The sequence below is a fragment of the Streptomyces toyocaensis genome (assembly GCF_000725125.1).
GTDB lineage: Bacteria > Actinomycetota > Actinomycetes > Streptomycetales > Streptomycetaceae > Streptomyces > Streptomyces toyocaensis.
The window spans coordinates 538926-563450 of sequence record NZ_JFCB01000001.1 but is presented as its reverse complement, the minus strand read 5'-3'; the positions used below and the strand labels follow the sequence as shown (position 1 = coordinate 563450).

The 24525-nt window shown below is 72.7% G+C and carries 19 protein-coding genes and 2 pseudogenes; 14 read left to right on the top strand and 7 right to left on the bottom strand.

Annotation, left to right across the window (positions count from 1 at the left end; genetic code table 11):
• Positions 1-157: 157 nt before the first annotated feature.
• From BU52_RS02335 to BU52_RS02290, 10 genes and pseudogenes are all read left to right on the top strand, one after another.
• Positions 158-1354 (top strand): sensor histidine kinase, encoded by a 1197-nt coding sequence (locus BU52_RS02335; protein WP_037926936.1) that lies wholly within the window; start codon positions 158-160, stop codon positions 1352-1354.
• The gene (locus BU52_RS02330; protein ID WP_037926932.1) at positions 1351-2022 is read left to right on the top strand and encodes a response regulator; all 672 of its coding nucleotides are present in this window, start codon (positions 1351-1353) and stop codon (positions 2020-2022) included. Before BU52_RS02335 ends, BU52_RS02330 begins: the two co-directional genes overlap by 4 nt.
• 130 nt (positions 2023-2152) lie before the next feature.
• Positions 2153-4261, top strand: a complete 2109-nt coding sequence (locus BU52_RS02325; protein WP_037926929.1) for an MMPL family transporter — start codon at positions 2153-2155, stop codon at positions 4259-4261.
• 428 nt (positions 4262-4689) lie between these two features.
• Positions 4690-5737, top strand: a pseudogene (locus BU52_RS02320) (transaldolase family protein).
• On the top strand, positions 5734-7389 hold the full coding sequence (gene zwf / locus BU52_RS02315) for a glucose-6-phosphate dehydrogenase (RefSeq protein WP_037926927.1): 1656 nt from the start codon (positions 5734-5736) through the stop codon (positions 7387-7389). The pseudogene BU52_RS02320 and the gene zwf overlap by 4 nt, the downstream one beginning before the upstream one ends.
• Positions 7386-8321, top strand: coding sequence for a glucose-6-phosphate dehydrogenase assembly protein OpcA (gene opcA / locus BU52_RS02310; RefSeq protein WP_037926924.1), 936 nt, complete (start codon positions 7386-7388; stop codon positions 8319-8321). The genes zwf and opcA overlap by 4 nt, the downstream gene beginning before the upstream one ends.
• On the top strand, positions 8314-9957 hold the full coding sequence (gene pgi / locus BU52_RS02305) for a glucose-6-phosphate isomerase (RefSeq protein WP_037926921.1): 1644 nt from the start codon (positions 8314-8316) through the stop codon (positions 9955-9957). Before opcA ends, pgi begins: the two co-directional genes overlap by 8 nt.
• A gap of 6 nt (positions 9958-9963) precedes the next feature.
• The gene (gene gnd, locus BU52_RS02300; RefSeq protein WP_037926898.1) at positions 9964-10848 is read left to right on the top strand and encodes a phosphogluconate dehydrogenase (NAD(+)-dependent, decarboxylating); all 885 of its coding nucleotides are present in this window, start codon (positions 9964-9966) and stop codon (positions 10846-10848) included.
• Positions 10849-10851: 3 nt separating this feature from the next.
• Entirely contained in the window at positions 10852-11436 is a 585-nt protein-coding gene (locus BU52_RS02295) for a histidine phosphatase family protein (RefSeq protein WP_037926896.1), read from the top strand.
• A 276-nt stretch (positions 11437-11712) separates the two neighbouring features.
• Complete coding sequence (locus tag BU52_RS02290; protein ID WP_037926895.1) at positions 11713-14106, top strand: ATP-binding cassette domain-containing protein; 2394 nt, start codon at positions 11713-11715, stop codon at positions 14104-14106.
• Positions 14107-14134: 28 nt separating this feature from the next.
• On the opposite strand, the gene BU52_RS02285 is transcribed toward BU52_RS02290, so the two are convergent.
• Positions 14135-14581, bottom strand: coding sequence for a PPOX class F420-dependent oxidoreductase (locus BU52_RS02285; RefSeq protein ID WP_037926893.1), 447 nt, complete (start codon positions 14579-14581; stop codon positions 14135-14137).
• A gap of 48 nt (positions 14582-14629) precedes the next feature.
• On the opposite strand from BU52_RS02285, the gene BU52_RS02280 reads away from it, so the two are divergent.
• Positions 14630-15859, top strand: a complete 1230-nt coding sequence (locus tag BU52_RS02280) for a serine hydrolase domain-containing protein (protein WP_037926890.1) — start codon at positions 14630-14632, stop codon at positions 15857-15859.
• A 10-nt stretch (positions 15860-15869) separates the two neighbouring features.
• Here the strand turns inward: BU52_RS02280 and ribA are convergent, their stop codons facing one another.
• Positions 15870-16529, bottom strand: coding sequence for a GTP cyclohydrolase II (gene ribA, locus BU52_RS02275; protein WP_037926886.1), 660 nt, complete (start codon positions 16527-16529; stop codon positions 15870-15872).
• 41 nt (positions 16530-16570) lie between these two features.
• On the opposite strand from ribA, the gene BU52_RS33180 reads away from it, so the two are divergent.
• Positions 16571-17338, top strand: coding sequence for a creatininase family protein (locus tag BU52_RS33180; protein ID WP_078903072.1), 768 nt, complete (start codon positions 16571-16573; stop codon positions 17336-17338).
• Positions 17339-17652: 314 nt separating this feature from the next.
• Here the strand turns inward: BU52_RS33180 and BU52_RS02270 are convergent.
• From BU52_RS02270 to BU52_RS02250, 5 genes and pseudogenes are all read right to left on the bottom strand, one after another.
• A pseudogene (locus BU52_RS02270) lies at positions 17653-18513 on the bottom strand (lysylphosphatidylglycerol synthase transmembrane domain-containing protein); the annotation flags it as partial.
• Positions 18514-18605: 92 nt separating this feature from the next.
• Positions 18606-19556, bottom strand: a complete 951-nt coding sequence (locus BU52_RS02265; RefSeq protein ID WP_407702026.1) for a class I SAM-dependent methyltransferase — start codon at positions 19554-19556, stop codon at positions 18606-18608.
• A gap of 98 nt (positions 19557-19654) precedes the next feature.
• Positions 19655-20893 carry a glycosyltransferase family 4 protein gene (locus BU52_RS02260; protein ID WP_107061055.1) on the bottom strand — a complete coding sequence of 413 codons (1239 nt, stop codon included), beginning with the start codon at positions 20891-20893 and terminating at the stop codon, positions 19655-19657.
• Positions 20890-21288 (bottom strand): 6-pyruvoyl trahydropterin synthase family protein, encoded by a 399-nt coding sequence (locus tag BU52_RS02255; protein ID WP_037926879.1) that lies wholly within the window; start codon positions 21286-21288, stop codon positions 20890-20892. Before BU52_RS02255 ends, BU52_RS02260 begins: the two co-directional genes overlap by 4 nt.
• A 166-nt stretch (positions 21289-21454) precedes the next feature.
• A complete protein-coding gene (locus tag BU52_RS02250) occupies positions 21455-22450 on the bottom strand; it encodes a zinc-dependent alcohol dehydrogenase (protein WP_037926878.1) in 996 nt (331 codons plus the stop codon).
• Between the two features lie 108 nt (positions 22451-22558).
• Between BU52_RS02250 and BU52_RS02245 the strand changes: the two genes are divergently transcribed.
• A complete protein-coding gene (locus BU52_RS02245) occupies positions 22559-23326 on the top strand; it encodes a CDP-alcohol phosphatidyltransferase family protein (RefSeq protein WP_037926872.1) in 768 nt (255 codons plus the stop codon).
• Between the two features lie 169 nt (positions 23327-23495).
• The gene (locus BU52_RS02240; RefSeq protein WP_037926871.1) at positions 23496-24458 is read left to right on the top strand and encodes an ATP-binding protein; all 963 of its coding nucleotides are present in this window, start codon (positions 23496-23498) and stop codon (positions 24456-24458) included.
• Positions 24459-24525: the final 67 nt, after the last annotated feature.

Here is a 24525-nt window from a genome sequence, read left to right as displayed (position 1 = left end):
GCATTCTCGTCGAGGGGCGCCGGTTCCGGGAGCGGGGCCCACCGGCCGGGGACGGACCGTCGCCTTTCGTTTCCGTGCTCGAAATCCCTCTCACCGGTGAGGACCGGGTCCGGGCCCCTCGTGATACTGGGACGGCCCCTGCCCCGAGGAGCCGCTCATGTCCCTCCGGTCCGCCCTCTCGACGGTCGTCACCCGCTGGCGTCCGGTCAATCCGTACGCCCTCGACACCGCGCTCGCCTCGCTCGTGCTGTTCGCCGTCTCCCTGCAGTGGATCTTTCCCGACGAGGGCGACGACCCGCTGACCTGGCAGGGCTGGCTGCTCGGAGCCGCCACGGCCGTACCGCTGGTCTGGCGGCGGCGCGCCCCCTGCACGACCGCGTGGGCCGTGACGGCCGCCACCCCGGCGCAGGCCCTTTACCACGCGCCCCCGCCCGACGTGATGTACGGCGGGATGGTCGTCCTGTACACCCTGGCGACCGTGGGCCGTCCCTGGCAGCGCAGGATGATGCTCACGGGCTGGGTGATCGGGGTCGTCACGACCATGCAGCACCAGACGGACAAGGAGCCCTTCGAGTACGCCTTCCACCTGATGGGACTCGTCTGCGCCTACGCCCTCGGGATGCTCGCGCGTGTGCAGCGCGCCTACACGACGGAGCTGGAGGACCGGGCACGCCGCCTGGAGCGGGAGCGGGCCGCGGACACCGCGCGGGCGAGGGCCGAGGAACGGGCCCGGATCGCCCGGGACATGCACGACATCCTGGCGCATGCGGTGAGTCTGATGGTCGTGCAGGCGGAGGCCGGGCCGGTCGTGGTGCGCAAGGATCCCGAGCGGGCGGAGGCGACGTTCGACACCATCGCGGCGACGGGACGGGACGCGATGACCCAACTGCGCCGCATCCTCGGTGTGCTGAAGGAGGAGCGGCCGGGCGACGAGACGGGGCGGCGGCTTCCGCAGCCGAGCGTGACGGCCCTGCCCGGCCTGGTCCGCCGGGTCCAGGACTCCACGGGGCTGCGCACCGAGCTGCGCACCAGGGGCGAACCCTGCCCGCTGTCCACGGACACCGAGGTGGCGGCCTACCGTGTGGTCCAGGAGGCGCTCACCAACACCGTGAAGCACGCCCGTGCTTCCCGCGCGGTGGTCGAGCTGGACTGGGCGGAGGACCAGGTGACCCTCACGGTGACGGACGACGGACGGGGCACGTCCGGGCAGGCCGGGGGCCACGGGCTGATCGGCATCCGGGAGCGGGCCGCGGCCTGCGGCGGCAGCGCCGAGACGGGCAGCGGCCCGGACGGCGGGTTCCGGGTCGTCGTACGGCTGCCCGCGGCCGCCGACCGGGAAGGGGCCCTCGGGTGAGTATCCGGGTGGTGGTCGCCGACGACCAGGAGCTGGTCCGGGCCGGCTTCGGCATGATCCTCGACGCCCAGGACGACATCGAGGTGGTCGCCGAGGCCGGTGACGGCGAGGAGGCCGTGGCGGCGGTGCGCCGGCACACGCCGGACGTGTTGCTGCTCGACATCCGCATGCCGGTGATGGACGGTCTGGAGGCGGCCCGCCGGGTGTGCGCGCAGTCGGGCTGCAAGGTGGTCATGCTGACCACGTTCGACCTGGACGAGTACGTGTACGAGGCGTTGTACGCCGGTGCCAGCGGCTTCCTGCTGAAGGACGTCCGCCGGGACGACCTCGTGCACGCGGTGCGGGTGGTGGCGGCCGGTGACTCGCTGCTCGCGCCCGCGGTGACGCGGCGGCTGGTGGCGGACATCGTGCGGCGCCGCCGGGAACGCGCCACGGCCGATGCCGCGACCCCGCGGCGCCTGGACGCGCTCACCGCCCGCGAGGTGGAGACCCTGCGGCTGCTGGCCCGGGGGCTGTCGAACGCGGAGATCGCGACGACCCTGTTCGTCAGTGAGCACACCGTGAAGACGCATGTGAGCAACGTGCTGAGCAAACTCGGTCTCAGGGACCGGGTGCAGGCGGTGATCTGCGCGTACGAGACGGGGCTGACCACGCCCGGCTCCCCCTGAGGAGTGAGGGGGACGGCCGTCTCCCCCGTACGGGCGAGGGCCGCCAACCGCTCCCTCCGGCGATCCGCCGACCCGCCCTCCGGCGCGAGTCTGAGGCGTGTCGACGCACCATCACACGCCGGGAGGGACCGTGCTTTCCGCACTCGCCCGGGCGGCCACCCGCCGCCCCTTGACCGTGATGCTCCTGTGGGGGCTCTTGCTGCTGCTGGGCTTCGGCCTGGGAACGGGGGTCTTCGCGCGGCTCTCCGACAATGTGCCCGAAGTGCCCGGGACCGAGTCGGAGTCGGCCGCCCAGTACCTGGACCGGGTGGATCCGGCGGGCGAGACGGTCACCGGCGTGGTGTCCGGCACCGCCGTCTCGGACCCGGAGCTGCGCGCCGACGTCGAGCGGGCGGTGGCCGACGTCCGGGAGGTCGCCGGGGTGGCCGCCGTGCCCGACCCGTACACCACGCCCGGCCTGACCGCCGAGGACGGGCAGGCGCTCATCATCCCCGTCACGCTGACGGGCGGACTGGACGACGGCGCCGAGGAACGCACGCTCGACGCGGCGGCCGACCGGATCCGGGAGATCGAAGCGCCCGACGTCCGGGTGAGCGGCGGCCCGCTGCTGGGGCAGCAGCTCGGTGAGCGCGCCCAGGAGGACGTGAGGAACGCGGAGCTGATCTCCCTGCCGGTGGTTCTCGCGCTGCTGCTCGTGGTGTTCGGCGGGCTCCGGTCGGCGCTGCTGCCGCTGATCGTCGCGGTCAGCGGGATCGCTGGGGCCTTCCTGGCCCTGTTCGTCTTCAGCGAGGTCACCGACATCTCCGTGTACGCGATCCAGGTGACGACGATGCTGGGCCTCGGACTGGCCGTGGACTACGCCCTGTTGATGCTGGTGCGGTTCCGGGAGGAGCGCCGGCAGACCGACGACGTCGTCGAGGCGGTGCACCGCACGGTCGCCGCCGCAGGGCGGACGGTGCTGTTCTCCGGGCTCACGGTGGCCGTCAGCCTGACCGGGCTGCTGGTGTTCCCCAGTGTGTTCCTGCGCAGCATGGGCCTCGCGGTCGCCGCCGTGGTCGTCATCGACATGCTGGCCGCGCTGACCCTGCTGCCCGCGCTGCTGGCGAGGTTCGGCGGGCGGATCCCCCCGGCGAAGACACCGGAGCGCGGCGAGGAGGGCCGGTTCTTCGCCCGCGTCGCCCGGTTCGCGGCGCGGCGCAGGGTCGCCGTCCTGGCCGTGGTCGTCCCGGCGCTGCTGGTCATGGCGCTGCCCGTGTCCGGGATGAGCATCGCCGTGGGCGACGCCCGGCAGCTGCCCACGGACACCGAGGCCCGGCGGCTGCACGACACCGTCGCCGGGCACTTCCCGCCGGGCACCGGGGTCTCGCCGGTCACCGTCGTGGTCGGGCCCGGCACGGACGCGGCCACCGCCGACCGGATCCGGGCGCTGTCGCCGCGCGCCGGAACGCGTGAACTGCCCGGCGGCGCCGCGGTGATCGAAATCCCGCCGCCGGGCGGGGCCGACGGCCGGGAGGCGACCGAACTGGTCGAGCGGGTACGGGAGGTGCGCGGCGACGAGCCGGTCGAGGTCACGGGCACCGCGGCCCGGCTCGTCGACTTCCGCGCGATGCTCGCGGAACGGGGGCCGTGGGCGGCCGTGACCGTCCTGGCCGGCATCTTCCTGCTGCTGTTCGCGTTCACCGGCTCGGTCCTGCTGCCGCTGCGGACCATCGCGACGACCCTGCTCAGTCTGGGCGCCGCGCTCGGCGCGGTCGTGTGGGTGTTCCAGGACGGCCATCTGGCGGGGCTGCTGGGCGCAGAGGGGCTGGGCGCGCTCAGCCTCACCGCGCCCCCGCTGATCGTCGCGATCGCGTTCGGACTCGCCATGGACTACGAGCTGTTCATCCTGGCCCGGATGCGCGAGGCCCGGCAGCGCACCGGCGACGACCGGGAGGCCGTGGTGGCCGGGCTGCGCCGCTCCGGACGGGTGGTCACCTGCGCGGCGCTGCTGCTGGCGGTGGTCTTCGGCGCCTTCATGACAGGCGGGTTCTCGCCCATCCTGCAGATCGGCCTCGGTCTCACCCTGGCCGTCCTCGTCGACGCGACGGTCGTCCGGATGCTCCTGGTCCCGGCCACCATGGCGGTCCTCGGCCGGCGCGCCTGGTGGGCCCCGGGGCCCCTGCGCCGGGCGCACGACCGCTTCGGCCTGCGGGAGGAACCCGGGGAGGAGTCCCGGCCACGCGTGCCGACAGCGGTGTGAGCGCGGGCCGGCGGACTTCGTGGATGTCGACCGGTCCGCCTTCATAGCACCGGCCCACCCCCGCACCCGGTTCCCCGCGGCCGGCTGACGAAGGGGGCTCCACACGCGTGTGGAGCCCCCTTCCGCATGTCCGTCCCTCTTTGCGCAAGGCCATGCGCATGACCGGAGCGGTTCCGCGGTACCCGCCGCCGGGCGAGGGGCCGCCAGAGGGGGGTGGCCCCTCGCCCCCTAAAAGTCATACTTAATGGTGGACACGCTTCCGTGGGAGGTGGTGCGGCCCGGCCCGACCGGCCCCGAACGGACCAGCGTTCGCGTCCGGAGGGGGCTGACGTGGTACCCGTTCACGCGAGTACGGATTCGCCCCGACGACGGAGTCACCGGGGAATCAGCCGTAGGCGCGCACGGTTGACGCCATCGCGAGAGAGAAGATGATCACTGTGAGCGGAGCAACGGCGGGCGCGGGAGCCCTGACACGGCTGCCCGACGCGGGCGTCTCGGTGTGGCTCGACGACCTGTCCCGCGAGCACCTCGGCTCCGGCGGACTCGCCGGCCCCACTGTGCGGGGCGCGACCCCTGACGAGGCCGTACGGACGACGACCACCACCGACGTCCGGGCGGCCGCCGACGTTCTGCGGCCCGTGGACGAGGCGACGGGCGGCCGGGACGGACGGGTCCGCCTCGGGGCCGACCCGCGCCCGGCGCACGACACGGCGGCCCCCGTGACCAAGGCGAGACGCCTCTCCCGGCTGGTGGACCGGCCCGACGTGCTGATCGGCGTCCCGGCGACCGCGGCGGGCCTCCCCGCCGTCACCGAGGTGATCGGCACCGGGATCGGCGTCACTGTCACGCCGGTCCTCTCCCCGGAGCGCCACCCCGAGGTGATGGACGCCCACCTCGCCGGCCTGGAGCGGGCACACGCCGCCGGATTCGGCCTGGCCGCTGTCCACTCCGTCGGCTCCTTCCCCGTCTCCCCCGTCGGCAACGAGAGCGACGAACGGCTGACGGTGCCGGACACGGGCGAGGCCCTCGCGCTGCGGGGCCGGGCGGCCCTGGCGGACGCGCGGCTCGCCCACGAGGAGTACGAACGGTTCTCCTCGGGTGAGCGCCGGCCGGCGCCGGCCGGCGGGGCCCGGGCCGACAAGCAGCGGCCGCTGCGGGCGTCCACCGGGGTGATGGATCCCGCCCACAAGGACACCCGGTACGTGGAGGAGCCGGCCGCACCCGGGACCGTCGTCACGATGACCGGGGCCACGCTGCGGGCCGCCGTCGGCCACGGGACGGTCCGGAGCGACACCGTGACCGGCGCTCACGTCCAGACACGCCGATCCGGCCGCCGTCGAGCGGCTCGGCCTCTCCTGCGACGAGGTGGTGCGGCAGCGGGGGGACGAGGGCCTCGCGGCCTTCCGGGACGCCGGGCAGGACCTGGTCGACGCGGTGACGAAGTCGCCCGACAGCAAGGGAGTTGACGCCACATGACCGACGAGACGACCGGAGCGGGGACGGGCACCCCCGACGGGACGGCCGCGATGGCGGGCGCCCCGGCGACCGGTGCGACCGCGCCGGAACAGCCGGCGGAGACCCTCACCGCCCTTCCCGCGCCCCCGGCCGGCTGGTCCAATCCGCTGCGCGACCCGCGGGACCGCCGGCTGCCCCGGATCGCGGGCCCCTCCGGACTGGTCATCTTCGGGGTGACCGGCGACCTGTCCCGCAGAAAGCTGATGCCGGCCGTGTACGACCTCGCCAACCGGGGTCTGCTGCCGCCCGGTTTCTCGCTGGTGGGCTTCGCCCGCCGGGACTGGGAGGACCAGGACTTCGCCGAGGTGGTGCACGACGCGGTCAAGGAGCACGCGCGGACGCCGTTCCGCGAGGAGGTCTGGCAGCAGCTCTCCGAGGGCATGCGGTTCGTCCCGGGCGACTTCGACGACGACCACGCCTTCGAGCAGCTGCGCAAGGCCGTCGACGAGCTGGACGCCTCCCGGGGCACCAGCGGCAACTACGCCTTCTACCTCTCCGTACCGCCCAGGTTCTTCCCGAAGGTCGTCCAGCAGCTCAAGAAGCACGGGCTGGCCGACGCCCCAGAGGGCTCCTGGCGGCGCGCGGTGATCGAGAAGCCGTTCGGCCACGACCTGAGGTCGGCCCACGAGCTCAACGCGATCGTGCACGACGTGTTCGAGCCGGAGCAGGTCTTCCGGATCGACCACTACCTGGGCAAGGAGACCGTCCAGAACATCCTGGCGCTGCGCTTCGCCAATCAGTTGTTCGAGCCGATCTGGAACCGGTCCTTCGTGGACCACGTGCAGATCACCATGGCCGAGGACATCGGTATCGGCGGGCGCGCGGGCTACTACGACGGCATCGGCGCCGCCCGCGACGTCATCCAGAACCACCTGCTGCAGCTGATGGCGCTCACCGCGATGGAGGAGCCGGCCTCCTTCGACGCGGCCTCGCTGCTCACCGAGAAGCTGAAGGTGTTCCGGGCCGTGCGGCTCCCGGACGACCTCGGCCGGCACACCGTGCGCGGGCAGTACGCGGGTGCCTGGCAGGGCGGTGCGAAGGTGCGCGGGTACCTGGAGGAGGAGGGCATCGACCCGGCCTCCACCACCGACACCTACGCCGCGATCAAGCTGGCGGTGGACAACCGCCGCTGGGCGGGCGTGCCCTTCTACCTGCGCACCGGCAAGCGGCTCGGCCGCCGGGTCACCGAGATCGCGGTGGTGTTCCAGCGGGCGCCGCACTCCCCCTTCGACTCCGGCGCGACCGAGGAACTGGGTGAGAACGCGGTCGTCATCCGCGTCCAGCCGGACGAGGGCATGACGGTCCGGTTCGGCTCCAAGGTGCCGGGGACCTCGATGGAGCTGCGGGACGTCACCATGGACTTCGCCTACGGCGAGTCGTTCACCGAGTCCAGCCCCGAGGCGTACGAGCGGCTCATCCTGGACGTCCTGCTGGGAGACGCCAACCTGTTCCCCCGGCACCAGGAGGTGGAGGAGTCCTGGAGGATCCTCGACCCGGTCGAGGAGTACTGGGCGGCGCACGGCCGGCCGGCGCGCTACACGTCGGGCAGCTGGGGCCCCGCCGAAGCCGACGAGATGCTCGCACGAGACGGACGGAGCTGGCGCAGGCCATGAAGATCGACCTGACCGACACCACGGCAAGCAAGGTCAACAAGGCGCTCGTGCAGGGCCGACGCGCCATCGGCACCCCCGCCGTGGGCATGGTCCTGACGATGGTGATCGTCACCGACGAGGAGAACGCCTACGACTCGATCAAGGCGGCCGAGGAGGCCTCGCACGAGCACCCTTCGCGCACCCTGGTGGTGATCAAGCGGCACACCCGCACTCCACGCGAGCGCACGCACTCCCGGCTGGACGCCGAGGTCCGTGTCGGTTCGGAGGCGGGCACCGGGGAGACGGTCGTGCTGCGGACGTACGGCGAGGTGTCGGAGCACGCCGACTCGGTGGTGCTGCCGCTGCTGCTGCCGGACGCGCCGGTGGTGGTCTGGTGGCCGGCGGACGCGCCCGAGAACCCCGCGAAGGACCCGCTGGGGGCGCTGGGCCAGCGCAGGATCACCGACCTGTACGCCGTCGAGAACCCCATGGGCGTGCTCCAGGCCCGGAAGCGCACCTACGCGCCCGGCGACACCGACCTCGCCTGGACCAGGCTGACCCTGTGGCGTTCCATGCTGGCGGCGGCCCTGGACCAGGCGCGGGCCGCGGTGACCTCGGCGACGGTGGAGGCCGAGGCGGACAACCCGGCCGCCGAGCTGCTGGCGCGCTGGCTCGAGGCACGGCTGCGGGTCACCGTCGACCGGGTGGTGAGCGCCGGGCCGGTCGTCACGGCGGTCCGGCTGGGCACGGAGGACGGCGAGGTCGTCATCGACCGGCCCGAGGGCCCGCTGGCCACGCTGACCCTGCCGGGCCAGCCCCCGCGCCGGCTGGCCCTGAAGGTCCGTCCCACCTCCGAGCTGATCGCCGAGGAGCTCAGGCGCCTCGACGCGGACGAGATGTACGCCGTCGCCCTGCGCGGCGAGGCCACCGAGGAGGCCCCCGCCCATGTCTGACGTCCCCGAGCCGACCCGGCGCCCCGAGTGGACCGCCCTGGAGGACCACCGCGCGGACACCCTGCCGCACCCGGACCTGCGCGCCCTGTTCGCCGACGATCCCTCCCGCGCGCAGCGGTACGTCGTGCACGTGGGCGACCTGCGCATCGACTACTCCAGGCATCTGGTCGGTGACGAGACGCTCGCCCTGCTGCTGGAACTCGCCGGGGCCACCGGCGTCTTCGCCCAGCGCGACGCCATGTTCCGCGGCGAGAGGATCAACGTCACCGAGGACCGTGCCGTGCTGCACACCGCCCTCCGCGCACCGCGGGACGCGGTGATCGAGGTCGACGGGGAGAACGTCGTTCCGGCCGTGCACGCCGTGCTCGACAGGATGGCCGGCTTCGCCGCACGGATCCGCTCCGGCGAGTGGACCGGCCACACCGGCAAGCGCATCCGCAACGTCGTCAACATCGGCATCGGCGGCTCCGACCTCGGCCCGGCGATGGCGTACGAGGCGCTGCGCGCCCACACCGACCGCGGTCTGACGTTCCGGTTCGTGTCCAACGTGGACGGCGCCGACCTGCACGAGGCGCTGCGCGACCTGGATCCCGGGGAGACCCTGTTCATCGTGGCGTCCAAGACGTTCACCACGATCGAGACGATCACCAACGCCACCTCTGCGCGTGCCTGGTTGCTGAACGCGGTCGGCGACGAGAGGGCGGTCGCCCGGCACTTCGTCGCCCTGTCGACCAACGCCGGGAAGGTCACGGACTTCGGCATCGACACGGCGAACATGTTCGAGTTCTGGGACTGGGTCGGCGGACGCTACTCCCTCGACTCCGCCATCGGCCTGTCGTTGATGATCGCCATCGGCCCGGACCGTTTCCGGGAGATGCTCGACGGATTCAGGATCGTCGACGAGCACTTCGCCAACGCGCCGGCCGAGGCCAACGCCCCGCTGCTGATGGGCCTGTTGGGGGTCTGGTACAACAACTTCCTGAGCGCCGGGTCGCACGCGGTGCTGCCGTACTCGCACTACCTGTCGAAGTTCACCGCCTACCTCCAGCAGCTGGACATGGAGTCCAACGGCAAGTCGGCGGACCGCCAGGGCCGCCCCGTCGCCTGGCAGACGGGGCCGGTGGTGTGGGGCACGCCAGGCACCAACGGGCAGCACGCCTACTACCAGTTGATCCACCAGGGGACGAAGCTGATCCCGGCCGACCTGATCGGCTTCGCCCGTCCGGTCGCCGGGCTGGGCGACGAGCTCGGGGCACAGCACGACCTGCTGATGGCCAACCTGTTCGCGCAGGGGCAGGCGCTCGCCTTCGGCCGGACCGCCGACGAGGTGCGGGCGGAGGGCGTGCCCGAGGAGCAGGTACCGCACCGCGTCTTCCGGGGCAATCACCCCACCACCACGATCCTGGCCACCGAACTGACCCCCTCGGTCCTCGGCCAGCTGATCGCGCTGTACGAGCACAAGGTGTTCGTACAGGGCGCGATCTGGAACATCGACTCCTTCGACCAGTGGGGCGTCGAACTCGGCAAGGTCCTCGCCAAGCGCGTCGAACCGGCCCTCACCACAGGCGCCGACGTCCCCGGCCTCGACCCGTCCACGGCCGCGCTGGTGGCCGCCTACCGCGAACGCAGGAAGTGAACTGACATGCAGATCGGTCTGATCGGGCTCGGCAGGATGGGCGGCAACATGCGCGAGCGCATCCGCAACGCCGGCCACACCGTCATCGGGTACGACACCAACCCGGAGGTCTCCGACGTCACCCACCTGTCCGACCTCGTCGACGGGCTCGACGGGCCGCGCGCGGTGTGGGTGATGGTGCCGGCCGGTGCCGCCACCCAGCTCGTCATCGACCAGCTGTGCAGCCTGCTCAAGCCCGGCGACACCGTCGTCGACGGCGGCAACTCCCGCTGGACGGACGACGAGAGGCACGCCAAGGAGCTGGGTGCCCGGGGCATCGGCTTCGTCGACGCGGGCGTCTCGGGCGGCGTCTGGGGTCTTGAGCACGGCTACGCGCTGATGGTCGGCGGCGACGAGGAGCACGTGGAGCGGCTGAAGCCGATCTTCGACGCGCTCAAGCCCGACGGCCCGTACGGCTACGTCCACGCCGGCGGGGTCGGCGCGGGGCACTTCGCGAAGATGGTCCACAACGGCATCGAGTACGCCATGATGCAGGCCTACGCCGAGGGCTGGGAGCTGCTCGAGAAGGTCGACTCGGTGGACAACGTCCGGGAGGTGTTCCGCTCCTGGCAGGAAGGCACGGTGATCCGTTCCTGGCTGCTCGATCTGGCGGTCGGCGCCCTCGACGAGGACGAGCACCTGGAGCGGCTGCGCGGGTACGCGGACGACTCGGGCGAGGGCCGCTGGACGGTGGAGGCGGCCATCGCCAACGCGGTGCCGCTGCCCGCGATCACCGCGTCCCTGTTCTCGCGCTTCGCCTCCCGTCAGCAGGACTCGCCGCAGATGAAGATGGTCGCGGCGCTGCGCAACCAGTTCGGCGGGCACGCCGTCGAGCCGGTCGAGAAGGCATGAAGGGTGGGTGACCTGCTGCTGGCGCGGCACGGTGAGACGGAGTGGAGCAGGGCGGGACGGCACACCGGCCGCACCGACCTGCGGCTGACCCCGAGAGGCGAGGCCCAGGCCACGTCCCTCGCCCCGCTGCTCGCGGACCGCGCCTTCCGCCTGGTCCTCACCAGCCCACTGGTCCGCGCCCGGCGCACCGCCGAACTGGCGGGCCTGACCGGCGCGGAGGTGGAGCCCGGGCTGCGGGAATGGGACTACGGCGGCTACGAGGGGGTCACCACGGCGGACATCCGCCGCACCCGGCCCGGCTGGGACCTGTGGACCGACGGAGTGCCGCCCGGCCGGGAGTTCCCCGGCGAGTCACCGCAGCAGGTCGGCGAGCGCGCGGACCGGGTGCTGTCCCGGGTGGCCGGGGCGCTGGGCGAGGGGGACGTGCTGCTGGTGGCGCACGGCCATCTGCTGCGCGTCCTGACGGCCCGCCACCTGGGACTCCCACCGGCCCACGGACGGCTCTTCCTCCTGGGGACGGGAACCCTGAGCCGGCTGTCCCTGGAGCACGGCACCCCGGTCGTCGCGGAGTGGAACACCCGCCCGTGACACCGGCCGGCCCCGGTCACGCGCCCTTCGTCGGGCGTGACCGGGGCCGCGTCATGTCCTCGGCCGGTCAGGAATGGAGAAGCGCAGGTGGCCGCCCCGCGCCTAGCCTAGCCTTGGCGCGGGGCCCGGCCGGGGAGGGCCCTCGGCGGACTGCGCACCACGGCCATGACCGCGCCGGCGCAGGACGGCCGGACGCACCTGTCCCCAGTGCTCGGACCGAGCCGGAGGACGCCGGCGGAGACCGCGACGGCGGCTCCGCCCGACGGATGGAGACCGATGAGCAAGGCCACGAGGACGGTCCGGCAGCCGGACGCGCCGCACGCCGCCGACAGCCACGATCTGATCCGCGTGCACGGGGCGCGCGAGAACAACCTCAAGGACGTCAGCGTCGAACTCCCCAAGCGCCGGCTGACCGTGTTCACCGGTGTGTCCGGCTCGGGCAAGAGCTCGCTGGTGTTCGACACGATCGCCGCGGAGTCGCAGCGGATGATCAACGAGACGTACAGCGCCTTCCTGCAGGGTTTCATGCCGACGTTGACGCGCCCCGAGGTCGACGTGCTCGAGGGGCTGACCACCGCGATCACCGTCGACCAGCAGCGGATGGGCTCCGACCCGCGTTCCACGGTCGGCACCGCCACCGACGCCAACGCGATGCTGCGCATCCTCTTCAGCCGGCTGGGCAAGCCGTACTTCGGCCCGCCCGGCGCCTTCTCCTTCAATGTCGCCTCGGTCCAGGCGAGCGGAGGCTTCACGGTCGACCGCGGCAGCGACAAGACCAGGACGGAGAAGGTGTCCTTCAGCCGCACCGGCGGCATGTGCACGCACTGCGAGGGCCGGGGCACGGTCTCGGACATCGACCTGGCCCAGCTCTACGACGACTCCAAGTCGCTCTCCGAGGACCCCTTCACCATCCCCACCTACACCGGGGGCGGCTGGGTGGTGCGGGTGATCGCCGAGTCCGGCTTCTTCGACCCGGACAAGCCGATCCGCGAGTACACCAAGAAGGAACGCCACGACTTCCTGTACCGCGAGGCGACCAAGGTCAAGATCAACGGCATCAACCTCACCTATGAGGGACTGATCCCCAAGCTGCAGAAGTCGATGCTCTCCAAGGACCGGGAGTCGATGCAGCCCCACATCCGGGCGTTCGTGGACCGTGCGGTCACCTTCGCGACCTGCCCCGAGTGCGACGGCACCCGGCTCACCGCGGGCGCCCGGTCGTCGAAGATCAAGGGGATCTCCATCGCCGACGCCTGCGCGATGGAGATCAGGGACCTCGCCGAGTGGGTCCGCGGCCTCGACGAGCCGTCGGTGGCACCGCTGCTCACCGCGCTCCAGCACACCCTCGACTCGTTCGTGGAGATCGGTCTCGGCTACCTCTCGCTCGACCGGGCCTCGGGCACGCTGTCGGGCGGCGAGGCCCAGCGCGTCAAGATGATCCGGCACCTCGGGTCCTCGCTCACCGATGTCACCTACGTGTTCGACGAGCCCACCATCGGCCTGCACCCGCACGACATCCAGCGGATGAACACCCTGCTGCTGCGCCTGCGGGACAAGGGCAACACGGTGCTGGTGGTGGAGCACAAGCCGGAGGCGATCGCGATCGCCGACCACGTCGTCGACCTCGGTCCCGGCGCCGGCACGGCGGGCGGCACCGTCTGCTTCGAGGGCACCGTCGAGGGGCTGCGGGCCAGCGACACGATCACCGGCCGCCACCTCGACGACCGGGCGTCGGTCAAGGAGACGGTCCGCACCCCGACGGGCACGCTCGCGATCCGCGGCGCGGCGGCGAACAACCTGCGGGACGTCGACGTCGACATCCCCCTCGGGGTGCTGACCGTCGTCACCGGTGTGGCGGGCTCCGGCAAGAGTTCGCTGGTGCACGGGTCGATCCCCGCCGAGGAGGGCGTGATCGCGGTCGACCAGACCCCCATCCGCGGCTCCCGGCGGAGCAACCCGGCGACCTACACCGGACTGCTCGAGCCCATCCGCAAGGCGTTCGCCAAGGCCAACGGCGTGAAGCCGGCGCTGTTCAGCGCCAACTCCGAGGGCGCCTGCCCCACCTGCAACGGCGCCGGCGTGATCTACACCGACCTCGGCATGATGGCCGGTGTCTCCGCCACCTGCGAGGACTGCGGGGGCAGGCGGTTCGACGCGTCGGTGCTTGAGTACCGCTTCGGCGGCCGCGACATCAGCGAGGTGCTCGCGATGTCGGTGACGGAGGCCGAGGAGTTCTTCCGTGCGGGCGAGGCGCGGATCCCGGCCGCCCACAGGATCGTCGAGCGGATGGCCGACGTCGGCCTCGGCTACCTCACCCTGGGCCAGCCGCTCACCACGCTGTCCGGCGGCGAACGGCAGCGGCTCAAGCTGGCCACGCACATGGGCGACAAGGGTGGCGTCTACGTCCTGGACGAGCCGACCACCGGCCTGCACCTCGCCGACGTCGAGCAGCTCCTCGGACTGCTGGACCGGCTGGTCGACTCCGGCAAGTCGGTCATCGTCATCGAGCACCACCAGGCGGTCATGGCGCACGCCGACTGGATCATCGACCTCGGTCCCGGCGCGGGCCACGACGGCGGCCGGATCGTCTTCGAGGGCACCCCGGCCGACCTGGTCGCCGCCCGTTCCACCCTCACCGGTGAGCACCTGGCGGAGTACGTGGGCGCCTGAGCGGAGGTCCGCGCACGCGCCGGGGCCGCTACGTCCCGGCGCGGCGCGGGATGCCGTACGCCCGTTCCACCCGCAGTCGCAGGACCAGCCGCCGGTCGCGGACCATCGCCGCGCGGTACTCCTCCCAGTCGGAGTGCTCGCCGTTGATGTCCCGGTACAGCCGGACGAGCTCCTCCACCGTCTCGTCGTACGGGCCCCCGGCGACGGGTGACAGCTCGGCGGTGCCCTCGGCCACCGTGTAGGCCCACCGGTCCGGGGTGGTGACGTGGTAGGACGCTCGGGGGTCCCGCCGCAGGTTGCGGGTCTTGGCCCGGTCGTCGGTGAGCGAGACGCGGATGACGCGTTCCTCGGGGTAGTAAGCGTGCATGACGTTCGACAGCTGCGGCCGTCCGTCGCGCTTCAGGGTGACGAGCACTCCGCCGTGCCCCTCGGAGAGCAGGGCGAGCAGTGCGTTCTGTTCGGCGTCCTGGGTCATGACTCGATCAACGGTCCGCGGCGGGCCGGCGTTCCCCGGAGGAGAGCGATGACAGTGCTGCGGCAGGAGACCGGTCCCGAGGATGCCGGTCTGGACGCGGGGGCGCTGGAGCGTCTGGACCGGCACTTCGCCCGTCTGGTCGACGCGGGGAAGCTGCCCGGTTTCCTCGTGGCGCTCGCCCGGGGCGGGCAGGTCGCGCACCTCACGGCGTACGGGGCGCGGGACGTCACGGCGGGGCTGCCGGTGGAGAGCGACACGCTGTGGCGGATCTACTCCATGACCAAGCCGGTGACGGCCGTGGGCGCGCTGATGCTGATGGAGGAGGGGCTGCTGTCCCTGGACGACCCGGTGGGCCGCCACCTGCCGGCGTTCGCCGAGCCGCGCGTCTACGAGAGCGGCTCCGGTGACCGGGTACGTACCCGTCCGGCCGCCGGCCCCCTCCTCGTACGGCATCTGATGACGCACACCGCCGGGCTGACGTTCGCCTTCTACCATGCCCACCCCGTCGACGCGCTGTACCGCGCGGCCGGCCTGGAGTCGTCGGTGGCGCCCGGGACGGACCTCGCCGGCACGACCGACGTGTACGCGAGCCTGCCCCTGCAGTTCGATCCGGGAACGCAGTGGAACTACTCGGTCGCCTCGAACGTACTGGGCCGGATCATCGAAGTGGTCTCGGGCCGCCCCCTCGACGCGTACCTGGCCGAACGCGTCTTCCGGCCGCTCGGCATGAGCGACGCGGGGTTCCAGGTCACCGAGGAACAGGCGGAGCGCCTCGCGGAGTTGTACGGGGAAACGGACGACGGCGGCATCGAGCCGATCCCGGGGCTGCCCCTGCGGGGACGCCCCCGTTTCCTGTCCGGCAGCGGCGGCATGGTGGCCTCCGCCCATGACCTGCACCGTTTCATGGAGCTGCTGCGCCGTCGCGGCGAACTCGACGGCACGCGTCTGCTCGCCCCCGCGACCGTGGACCTGATGACCCGCAACCACCTCCCCGGCAACGCCGATCTGCGCGCCTTCGGCAGCCGCCCCGCGCACGACGAACCCGGCAACGAGGGCGTCGGCTTCGGTCTCGGGGTCTCCGTCGTGATCGACCCGTCCCGCACCCGGTCCCCGTCCGCTCCGGGCAGCTTCGGCTGGAGCGGGGTGGCCACCACCACCTTCTGGGTCGACCCGGGCCGCGACCTGACCGTGCAGTTCTGCACGCAGGTGCGGCCCAGGTCCTCCCATACCGTCTTCCAGGACCTCAAGCGGCTGGTGCACGAGGCGGTGACGCACTGACCGGGCGCCGTCAGGACAGGTGCGCCACCGCGTCGAGGTGGGGCAGGTGGTGGTCGAGACGCTCCCGCTTGGTGCGCAGATAGGTGATGTTGCTCTCGCACGGCGGTATCAGCAGCGGCACCTGCTCGGCGACCTGGACACCGTGCCGGACCAGCGCCTCACGCTTGCGCGGGTTGTTGGACATCAGCCGCACCGACCGCACGCCCAGGTCCTGGAGCATGCCGGCGGCGACGGCGTAGTCGCGGGCGTCCACGGGCAGGCCGAGTGCCAGGTTCGCCTCGACGGTGTCCAGCCCCTCCGCCTGCAGGGCCATCGCGCGCAGCTTGGCGAGCAGGCCGATGCCGCGCCCCTCGTGCCCTCTCAAGTAGACGACCACGCCGGCCCCTTCGGCGACGACCGCGCGCAGCGCCGCCGCCAGCTGGTCACCGCACTCGCAGTGCTGGGAACCGAAGGCGTCGCCGGTCAGGCACTCCGAGTGCAGCCGGGTGAGGACCCGGTCCGGGCCGAGATCGCCGTACACCAGGGCGACTTGCTCGTCACCGCGGTCGTGGTCCAGGTAGCCGACCGCCTGGAACTTCCCGTACACGGTGGGCAGCGGCGCATTCACGACGCGTTCCACACCGGTCCGCCGCGGAGGCTTCTTGCCGAGTACGCCTACTTTTTCTGTCATGATTCCCGAGTTCCTAAGCAGAGACGAAAGGCCGTGACGTTATGGGTGGTTCACAAAAGCGGTCGGCGGCATACGGCCCGGTACACGGTCTGTTGCCGGCGGATACTACAGAGGATGTACGGAAGCGGGGAGCCGGCGTCTCACGGCAGATCGCGGTACTTCCGGTCGGGAGTTACGAGCAGCACGGTCCGTTCCTGCCGCTGGCGACCGACACGCTGGTCGCCGGCGCGATCGCGCGGGAGATCGCCGACGCCTACCCGGTGCACCTCCTTCCTCCGGTGGCCATCTCCTGCTCGCACGAGCACGCGGCCTGGCCGGGGACCGTCTCCCTCTCCTCCACGACACTTCACGCGGTCGTACGGGACGTCGCCGACTCGCTCCGCCGCTCGGGCGTGGACACCCTCGTGCTGGTCAACGGCCACGGCGGGAACTACGTGCTGGGCAACGCCGTTCAGGAATCCTCCGTACGGGGCGAGCGGATGGCGCTGTTCCCGGCCCCGGAGGACTGGGAGACGGCGTGCGAGCGGGCCGGTGTCGCCACCTCGCTCCTCACCGACATGCACGCGGGCGAAATCGAGACCTCCATCCTTCTGCACACGCATCCCGAATTGCTCCGGCCCGGTTACGAGACCTCCGATCACGTCGCGGACGACCGACGTCATCTGCTCACCCTCGGCATGTCCGCCTATACGGATTCGGGTGTCATCGGCCGCCCTTCGCTGGGCTCACCGGAAAAGGGCAGGGAACTCCTGGCAAGCCTGACGGATTCCTTCGGCGCGTATTTCTCCCTGCTGACCCCGGACACCTGAGAACCGGCCCGGCGGCCACCTCCCGGCCCGTCCGGCTTCGAACCGGCCCGGTCGCCGCTCCCCGGCCCGCCCGGCACCTTCGAACCGGCCCGCGGGGAACCCCCCGGCCACGGGGGCGCCTTGGAGCCGACCCGAGGGTCACCTCCCGGCCCGTCCGGCGTTCGAGGACGAGGCCGAAGGCCGACCGGGGGTCCGGGGTCAGCGCCCCCGGGGACGGGAAGGGAAGGGGCGGCGGGGGCGGGAGAAGCTCGGTCACCGGCCCGGCGGACACCCACGTACCACCGGGCGACAAGCACCACAGCACCCGGCAGACTCGCCACCAGGCTCAGCACGCCGTACACCACGGCAACCGTCAGCCCCCGCCCCGCCCCCAGCCCCGCCGCCCCGAACGCCCACGCGGTGACCCCTTCCCTGGGCCCCCACCCCCCGACGTTCAGCGGCAGCCCCATCGCCAGCAGCGCCAGCACCGCGAGCGGCAGCAACTCGGCCACCGACGCACCCACGCCCACGACGTCCGCGGCGAGCACGAACATCGCGACGTACCCGGCCAGCACGACGACCGACGAGACCAGCACGCCAGGCGCGTTGCGCCGCGAGAACAACCCCTCACGCGCCTCGCCGAGCACCCCGCGCCCCACCCCCGGCCCTCGCCCGCGCGCCGACGGCGCCCGGTTCATCCGCAGGGCCAGAACCACGGCGCAGGCCCCCAGCACCCCGAGCCCGGCGACCGGCGCCGCCTGCCGCACCGCACCGAGCACCGGGGACGGCATGCTCACCAGCACCACACCACCGGCGGCGAACAGTGCGAGCTGCCCCGCCGTACGCTCCAGCACGACCGCCCGCACCCCCCGCCCCAGATCGCCGGCGTCCTTCCCGTGCCGCACGGCCCGGTGCACGTCGCCCAGGACGCCTCCGGGCAGGGCCGCGTTGAGGAACAGGGCGCGGTAGTAGTCCGCGACGGCCGCCGCCAGCGGGAGCCGGATGCCGATGCCCCGCGCCACCAGCGCCCAGCGCCACGCGCTGAACGCGGTGGTGACCGCCCCGATCGCCAGCGCCGCGAGCAGCGTCGCGCCGTCGATGCGGCGCAGCCCGTCCACGAAGGCACCGGTACCGAGCCGCCAGAACAGCACCGCCACGATCGCGGCACCGGCGAGGATGCACAGGCGGGTCCGCATGGTGCGGGTGGTGAGCCGCCCGAGCAGTCGACGGAAGCCGCCCTCCCCGTGCCCGGACGGCGCCTCCGCGGTGGCCTCCGCCGTCTCCCCGCTCATGCGGCCCCGTTCACCGGCCTGCACAGGGCGAGCAGGTCACTGTGGTGAACGACGACCCGCAGTTCCCCTGCCGCACAGGCTTCCAGACGGTCAGCCAGATATCCGTCGGCGCGCGCCCCCAGCTCCGGCCGCTCCTCCACGGCCGCACCGACCCAGCCCCGCAGCCACTGCCCGGTCAGTTCGGCCTGCTCCGGCCCGAGCCGCCAGGGGCTCGGGTTCAGCCGTACGGTCGCCCCGTGCTCGGCGAAGGCCTCGGCCGCGACGGTGACCGCGTCCGGTCCGAGCAGACCGTCGCGCCGCTGATGGGCGTTGAACGCCTCGGTGATCTCCTCGTCCATCGGATGGGGAGCGGTCAGCTCCACGCGTCCGGCCACCGACAGGGTCAGCAGAGCCGGGCAGCCCGCTCCCGCGCAGGCGGCGGCGAGGGCGCCGGCCTCCTCACGCGTGAGGACGTCGAGCAGGGCGGAGGCGGTCACCAGGGAGGCGCCGGACAGGGCGTCCGGGGTGAGCCGGGCGACGTCACCGCGCCGGGTCTCCACGGTGACGTGGCTGCCGTCGGCGGCGGAGCGCGGGGAGGCGACGGCGGCGAAGTGCAGCAGGTAGGGGTCCCGGTCGTGCAGGACCCAGTGCTGGGCGCCGTCGAGGTGGGGAGCGAGCCATCGGCCCATCGAACCGGTGCCGCACCCGATGTCGTGGATGACGAGCCCGTCCGCCGCCCGCCCCGGGAGGTTGGCGAGCCGGATCCGCAACGGGTCGAGCAGGCCGTACGAGCGGGCGGCGGCGTCGGCCGGTTCGCGCAGCTGGAGCCACTCGGGGGCGTACCGGGCCGGTTCCTCCTCGCCGGTGTCCCGCAGCCGCAGCGTGTCCCGCTCCCGGCTGGGCGCGGCGGGGCCGGCGCCCGGAATGACCGACGCTCCGAAGGCCGTGCCGGTGGTCTCGTGTTCCATGTCGCCCCCTCGCCGGCCGGCTGCCGCGTCCGTGACGTCCCGGTGGCCGGGCCGGGCCGGGATCGTGCCGCTGTGCTGGGTGGCGGTCGCCGGTTCGGTCATGCGGCCCTCCGGGGTTCGGTCGGGAGCCTGCGCAGGACCGCCGCCAGGCTCTGTGCGGTGCTCGCCCAGCCGCCGAGCGCGGCCCGCCGGCTGCGGGCGGCGGCCCTCAGCCGGCGCCGTACGTCCGCCTCGCCGAACCAGCCGCGCAGTTCGGCGGCGATGGCGGCGGGGTTCTCCGGCGGGACGAGGATGCCGGGCACTCCGCCGCCGGGTGCGCGGCCGACCGCCTCGGGCAGTCCGCCGACGTCGGTGGCCAGGACCGGGATGCCGCGCGCCAGTGCCTCGGTGACCGCCATGCCGTACGTCTCCGCGTAGGAGGTGAGCACCATCAGGTCGGCGGCGGCGTAGCTGGCGTCGAGGGCCGCGCCGGTCTGCGGGCCGGTCAGCTCCAGCCGGTCCTCGAGGCCGTGCCCGCGGACGAGGTCGCGCAGGTGGGCGACGTACTCGGGGTCCTGGGTGAGCCCGCCGACGAGCGCGCAGCTCCAGGGCAGGTCGGCGACCGCCGCCAGTGCCTCCACGAGCCGGTGCTGTCCCTTGCGCGGCGTGACGGCGGCCACGCACAGCAGCCGTGAGACGCCGTCGGTGCCGGGCGCGAGGGGCGCGATGTCGGCGCCGGGGGCCGCGACGCGGACGCGGTCGGGGGCCAGCCCGTGGTGGGAGACGAGACGGCGTACGGCCCAGTCGCTGGTGGCGATGACGGACGGGACCGCCCGCAGCACCGCACGCTCGCGGGCGTCCAGTTCGGCGGCGTCGGCCGCGTCGAGGCCGGTCTCGTCGCCGAGCGGGAGATGGACGAGGACGGCCGTGCGCAGCCGGCCCTCCTCCGCCGCCGGGACGATGATCTCGGGCACGCCGCAGGCGACCAGCCCGTCGAGCAGGACGACGGCGCCGTCCGGCAGCTCGCGCAGGATGCGGGCGAGTTCGGCCCGGGCGGCGGCGTCCGGGCGGGGCCAGGCGCCGGCCACGGTGTGCCGGTGGGCCTGCCAGCCGAACCCGGGCAGGTCCAGGCAGACACGGCGGTCGTAGGCGTTGCCGCCGCTGGGCGCGGCCGGGTCGTCGACGCCGCCCGGCATCACGAAGTGGACCGTACGCAGGGACATGGGGATGATCCCGCCGTTCCTCTGGAAGGACGCCTGCAGCGGAACATGGCCCGGGCGGGCGGCCCCGGCCCGCCCGGTGGCCTTGCCGGTCACGCCGGTGTTCGTGCCGGTCACGTCGATGGTCGTGTCGGTCACAGCGCACGCTCGTAACTCGCCCAGGCGATGTGGGACTCGTGCAGCGTGACGGCGATCTTCGCGATGCCCTTGGCGCCCTCGCCCAGAGCGCCCTTGTGGACGCGCTCGGCGAGCCGGTCGGCGATGACCTTGGCCAGGTACTCCGTGGAGGTGTTGACCCCCGCGAAGTCGGGCTCGTCGTCGAGGTTGCGGTAGTTCAGCTCGCCGACGACGGCGCCCAGTTCCTGTGTGGCGAGCCCGATGTCGACGACGATGTTGTCCTCGTCCAGCTGTTCGCGCCGGAACGTGGCGTCCACGAGGAAGGTGGCCCCGTGGAGGCGCTGGGCCGGTCCGAAGACCTCGCCGCGGAAGCTGTGGGCGATCATGATGTGATCGCGGACGGTGATGCTGAACAACGGACGACCCTCCAGGTGCGGCGCGTCTGTTCCCCGTCCGGTCTCCGGCGGGGATTGCCGTGTAGTACGGCTGACTGTCTTCCCCTGTTCAGCGTCGGCTACGTCTTTTCTCAGGTCAGGCGTGTTCGCCGTCTTCTCGGCCCAGGCGTGTTCGCGTCGTCTCGGGTCAGGCGTGTTCGCCGCGGTCCGGGTCGGTGTAGCGGACCCGGTGGCAGAGCGCGGGGATCTCGCCGGAGGCGAGCCGGGGCATGACCTCGGGCAGGTCCTCGAAGGCGGATTCGCCGGTGATCAGGGCGTCGAGGGCGGGGTCGGTGAGGAGGTCGAGGGCCAGGGCGAGCCGGTCGGCGTAGCCGCGGTTCGCGCGGGCCGGGGAGACGGTGCCGACCTGGCTGCCGCGGACGGTCAGCCGCCGCGAGTGGAAGGCCTCGCCCAGCGGGAGGCTCACCTTCCGGTCGCCGTACCAGCTGAGTTCGACGACGGTGCCCTCGGGGCGGAGCAGTTCGAGGGCCCTGCTCAGCCCCTGCTCCGTGGCGCTGGCGTGCACCACCAGGTCGCACTCGCCGAGGGCGTCCGCGGGCAGGGCGAACCCCGTGCCGAGAGCCTCGGCCGTCTTCGCCCGCGAGGGGTCCGCGTCGACGAGCTGGACGCGTACGCCCGGGAAACGGGCCAGCAGCGCGGCCACCGAGCAGCCGACCATGCCGCCGCCGACCACGGCGATGCGGTCACCGACCAGGGGTGCCGCGTCCCACAGGGCGTTGACCGCGGTCTCCACGGTGCCGGCGAGCACCGCCCGCCCGGCGGGCACGCCGTCGGGCACAGGCGTGACGGCGCTCGCCGGAACGACGTACCGCGTCTGGTGCGGGTGGAGGCAGAACACCGTACGCCCGGCGAGCGCGTCGGGCCCCTCCTCCACCACGCCCACGCTGAGATAGCCGTACTTCACCGGCCCCGGGAAGTCGCCCTCCTGGAACGGCGCGCGCATCGCCGTGTGCTGGCTCTCGGGCACGCCGCCCCGGAACACGAGCGTCTCGGTACCACGGCTCACCCCGGAGCAGAGCGAGCGCACCAGCACCTCGTCCGCGCCGGGCTCGGGCAGCGTGACCTCACGGATCACCCCTCGGCCAGGCGAGTCGAGCCAGAACGCGCGGGCGGTGCGGTTCATCGAAGTCCTCCTGAACGATCGGGATCCTGCACGCGTACCGAGTGGTGCACAGGCCGCGCACAAGGTAGCGGCGTTGATCGACTCTGTCATACGGCCGGAGGATGCTCGGTGGCCCTGAACAACAGTGACGACGCGAGGCTCGTACAGCAGGAGACCGCCGTGGGGGCGGGCGTGCAGATCCTGCTGCTGGCCCTGATCGGTACGGCGATCGGCATGGGCCCCGCGGGCTGGCTGACCGGTCTCGCGTTCGCTGTCGCCACCTGGGCGGTGCTCTCCCGGGCCCTGCACCGGTCCGGGTCGCGCTCGTTCGGTGCGGCGAACCGGGTCACCCTCGGCCGGGCCACCCTCGTCGGCGGGGTGACCGCACTGGTCGCCGACTCGTTCCAGGACTCCCCGCCCGTGTCCCTGTTCGTGGGCCTGACCGCCGTGGCCCTGATCCTCGACGGGGTGGACGGCAAGGTGGCCCGCAGGACCGGTACGTCGACCCCACTGGGCGCCCGCTTCGACATGGAGGTGGACGCGTTCCTGATCCTGGTGCTGAGTGTGTACGTGTCGATGGCGATGGGCCCGTGGGTGCTGCTGATCGGCGGAATGCGCTACGGCTTCGTCGCGGCGGCCCGGGTCTGGCCCTGGCTGACCGCCCCGCTGCCGCCGAGCACGGCCCGCAAGACGGTGGCCGCGCTCCAGGGCGTGCTGCTGCTGGTGGCGGGTGCGGCACTGCTGCCGCACGCGGTCGGCGTCGCCGTGGTGGTGCTGGCACTGGGTCTCCTGGTGTGGTCGTTCGGCCGCGACGTGCTGTGGCTGTGGCGGACGTCGCGGGTGGCGGCGGCCGCCCCGTCCGGACACGAGGTGCGCCGGGAACTGGTCGCCGGCTGACGGCCGCCCGGGTGGGTGGTCGCCCACGGGCACCATCACCTGCGTGAAGCCTCCCTGGCTGCTCGACGGGGTGAGGATCACCGGACACGACGCGAAGAATTTGACGCGGCCCCGAGACCACCCCTACAACTGCACACATGACATTCATTTTCAACAGCGCGAGGCGCTGGTGAGGATCGCGTTCGTCGGCAAGGGCGGCAGCGGCAAGACCACCCTGTCCGCTCTCTTCACCCGCCACCTGGCCCACTCCGGCGCCCCGGTCCTCGCCATCGACGGGGACATCAACCAGCACCTGGCGCAGGCGCTCGCCCCCAACGAGGACAGCCCGTCGACACCCCCTCCCCTGGGCCCGGCCCTTTCCGGCATCAAGGCCTTCTTACGCGGCACCAACCCCCGCATCACCTCCGCCGAGTCCATGATCAAGACGACCCCGCCCGGCCGGGGCTCACGTCTGCTGCGTCTTCTCGGCGACGACGAGCTGCACACGCGGCACGTCGCCCGGGCCGGCGGAGTGCCCCTGATGGTCACGGGCGAGTTCGACGAGAGCGACCTGGGCGTGGCCTGCTACCACTCCAAGCTGGGCGCGGTGGAGCTCTACCTCGGCCACCTCGTCGACGGCCCCGGCGAATACGTCGTGGTGGACATGACCGCCGGTGCCGACGCCTTCGCCTCCGGCCTGTTCACCCGCTTCGACATGACCTTCCTTGTCGCCGAGCCGACCCGCAAGGGCGTCTCGGTCTACCGTCAGTACCGCGACCACGCACGCGAGTTCGGCATCCCCCTGGCGGTCGTCGGCAACAAGGTGAACGGAGAGGACGACCTTCTCTTCCTCAAGGAACAGGTCGGCGACGACCTCCTGACCCATCTGGTGCAGTCGGACTGGGTGCGCGCCGCGGAACAGGGCCGGGCCGAGTCGGAAGCGCTCGACGCACTGGAGCCGCACAACCACCACGCGCTGACCGTCCTGCGCGCGACGGTGGACGCGCAGACCCGCGACTGGGACCGGCTCCACCGCCACGCCGTGGAGTTCCACCTCCGCAACGCACGCGCGTGGGCGGACGCGCGCACGGGCGAGTCCCTGGCGGCCCAGGTGGACCCGGACTACGTACCGGGCCCCGCGGCCGTGTCCTGACCCCGGCCTTCCTGAACCGGCTACTCGATCCCCGTGGCATCGAGTAGCCGGACCACGTCCTTGCGCC

Coding starts and splice junctions, on each gene's coding strand:
- BU52_RS02335 (WP_037926936.1), top strand. CDS start 158: ATGTCCCTCCGGTCCGCCCTCTCGACGGTCGTCACCCGCTGGCGTCCG.
- zwf (WP_037926927.1), top strand. CDS start 5,734: ATGACCGACGAGACGACCGGAGCGGGGACGGGCACCCCCGACGGGACG.
- opcA (WP_037926924.1), top strand. CDS start 7,386: ATGAAGATCGACCTGACCGACACCACGGCAAGCAAGGTCAACAAGGCG.
- pgi (WP_037926921.1), top strand. CDS start 8,314: ATGTCTGACGTCCCCGAGCCGACCCGGCGCCCCGAGTGGACCGCCCTG.
- gnd (WP_037926898.1), top strand. CDS start 9,964: ATGCAGATCGGTCTGATCGGGCTCGGCAGGATGGGCGGCAACATGCGC.
- BU52_RS02290 (WP_037926895.1), top strand. CDS start 11,713: ATGAGCAAGGCCACGAGGACGGTCCGGCAGCCGGACGCGCCGCACGCC.
- BU52_RS02285 (WP_037926893.1), bottom strand. CDS start 14,581: ATGACCCAGGACGCCGAACAGAACGCACTGCTCGCCCTGCTCTCCGAG.
- BU52_RS02280 (WP_037926890.1), top strand. CDS start 14,630: ATGACAGTGCTGCGGCAGGAGACCGGTCCCGAGGATGCCGGTCTGGAC.
- ribA (WP_037926886.1), bottom strand. CDS start 16,529: ATGACAGAAAAAGTAGGCGTACTCGGCAAGAAGCCTCCGCGGCGGACC.
- BU52_RS33180 (WP_078903072.1), top strand. CDS start 16,571: ATGGGTGGTTCACAAAAGCGGTCGGCGGCATACGGCCCGGTACACGGT.
- BU52_RS02265 (WP_407702026.1), bottom strand. CDS start 19,556: ATGGAACACGAGACCACCGGCACGGCCTTCGGAGCGTCGGTCATTCCG.
- BU52_RS02250 (WP_037926878.1), bottom strand. CDS start 22,450: ATGAACCGCACCGCCCGCGCGTTCTGGCTCGACTCGCCTGGCCGAGGG.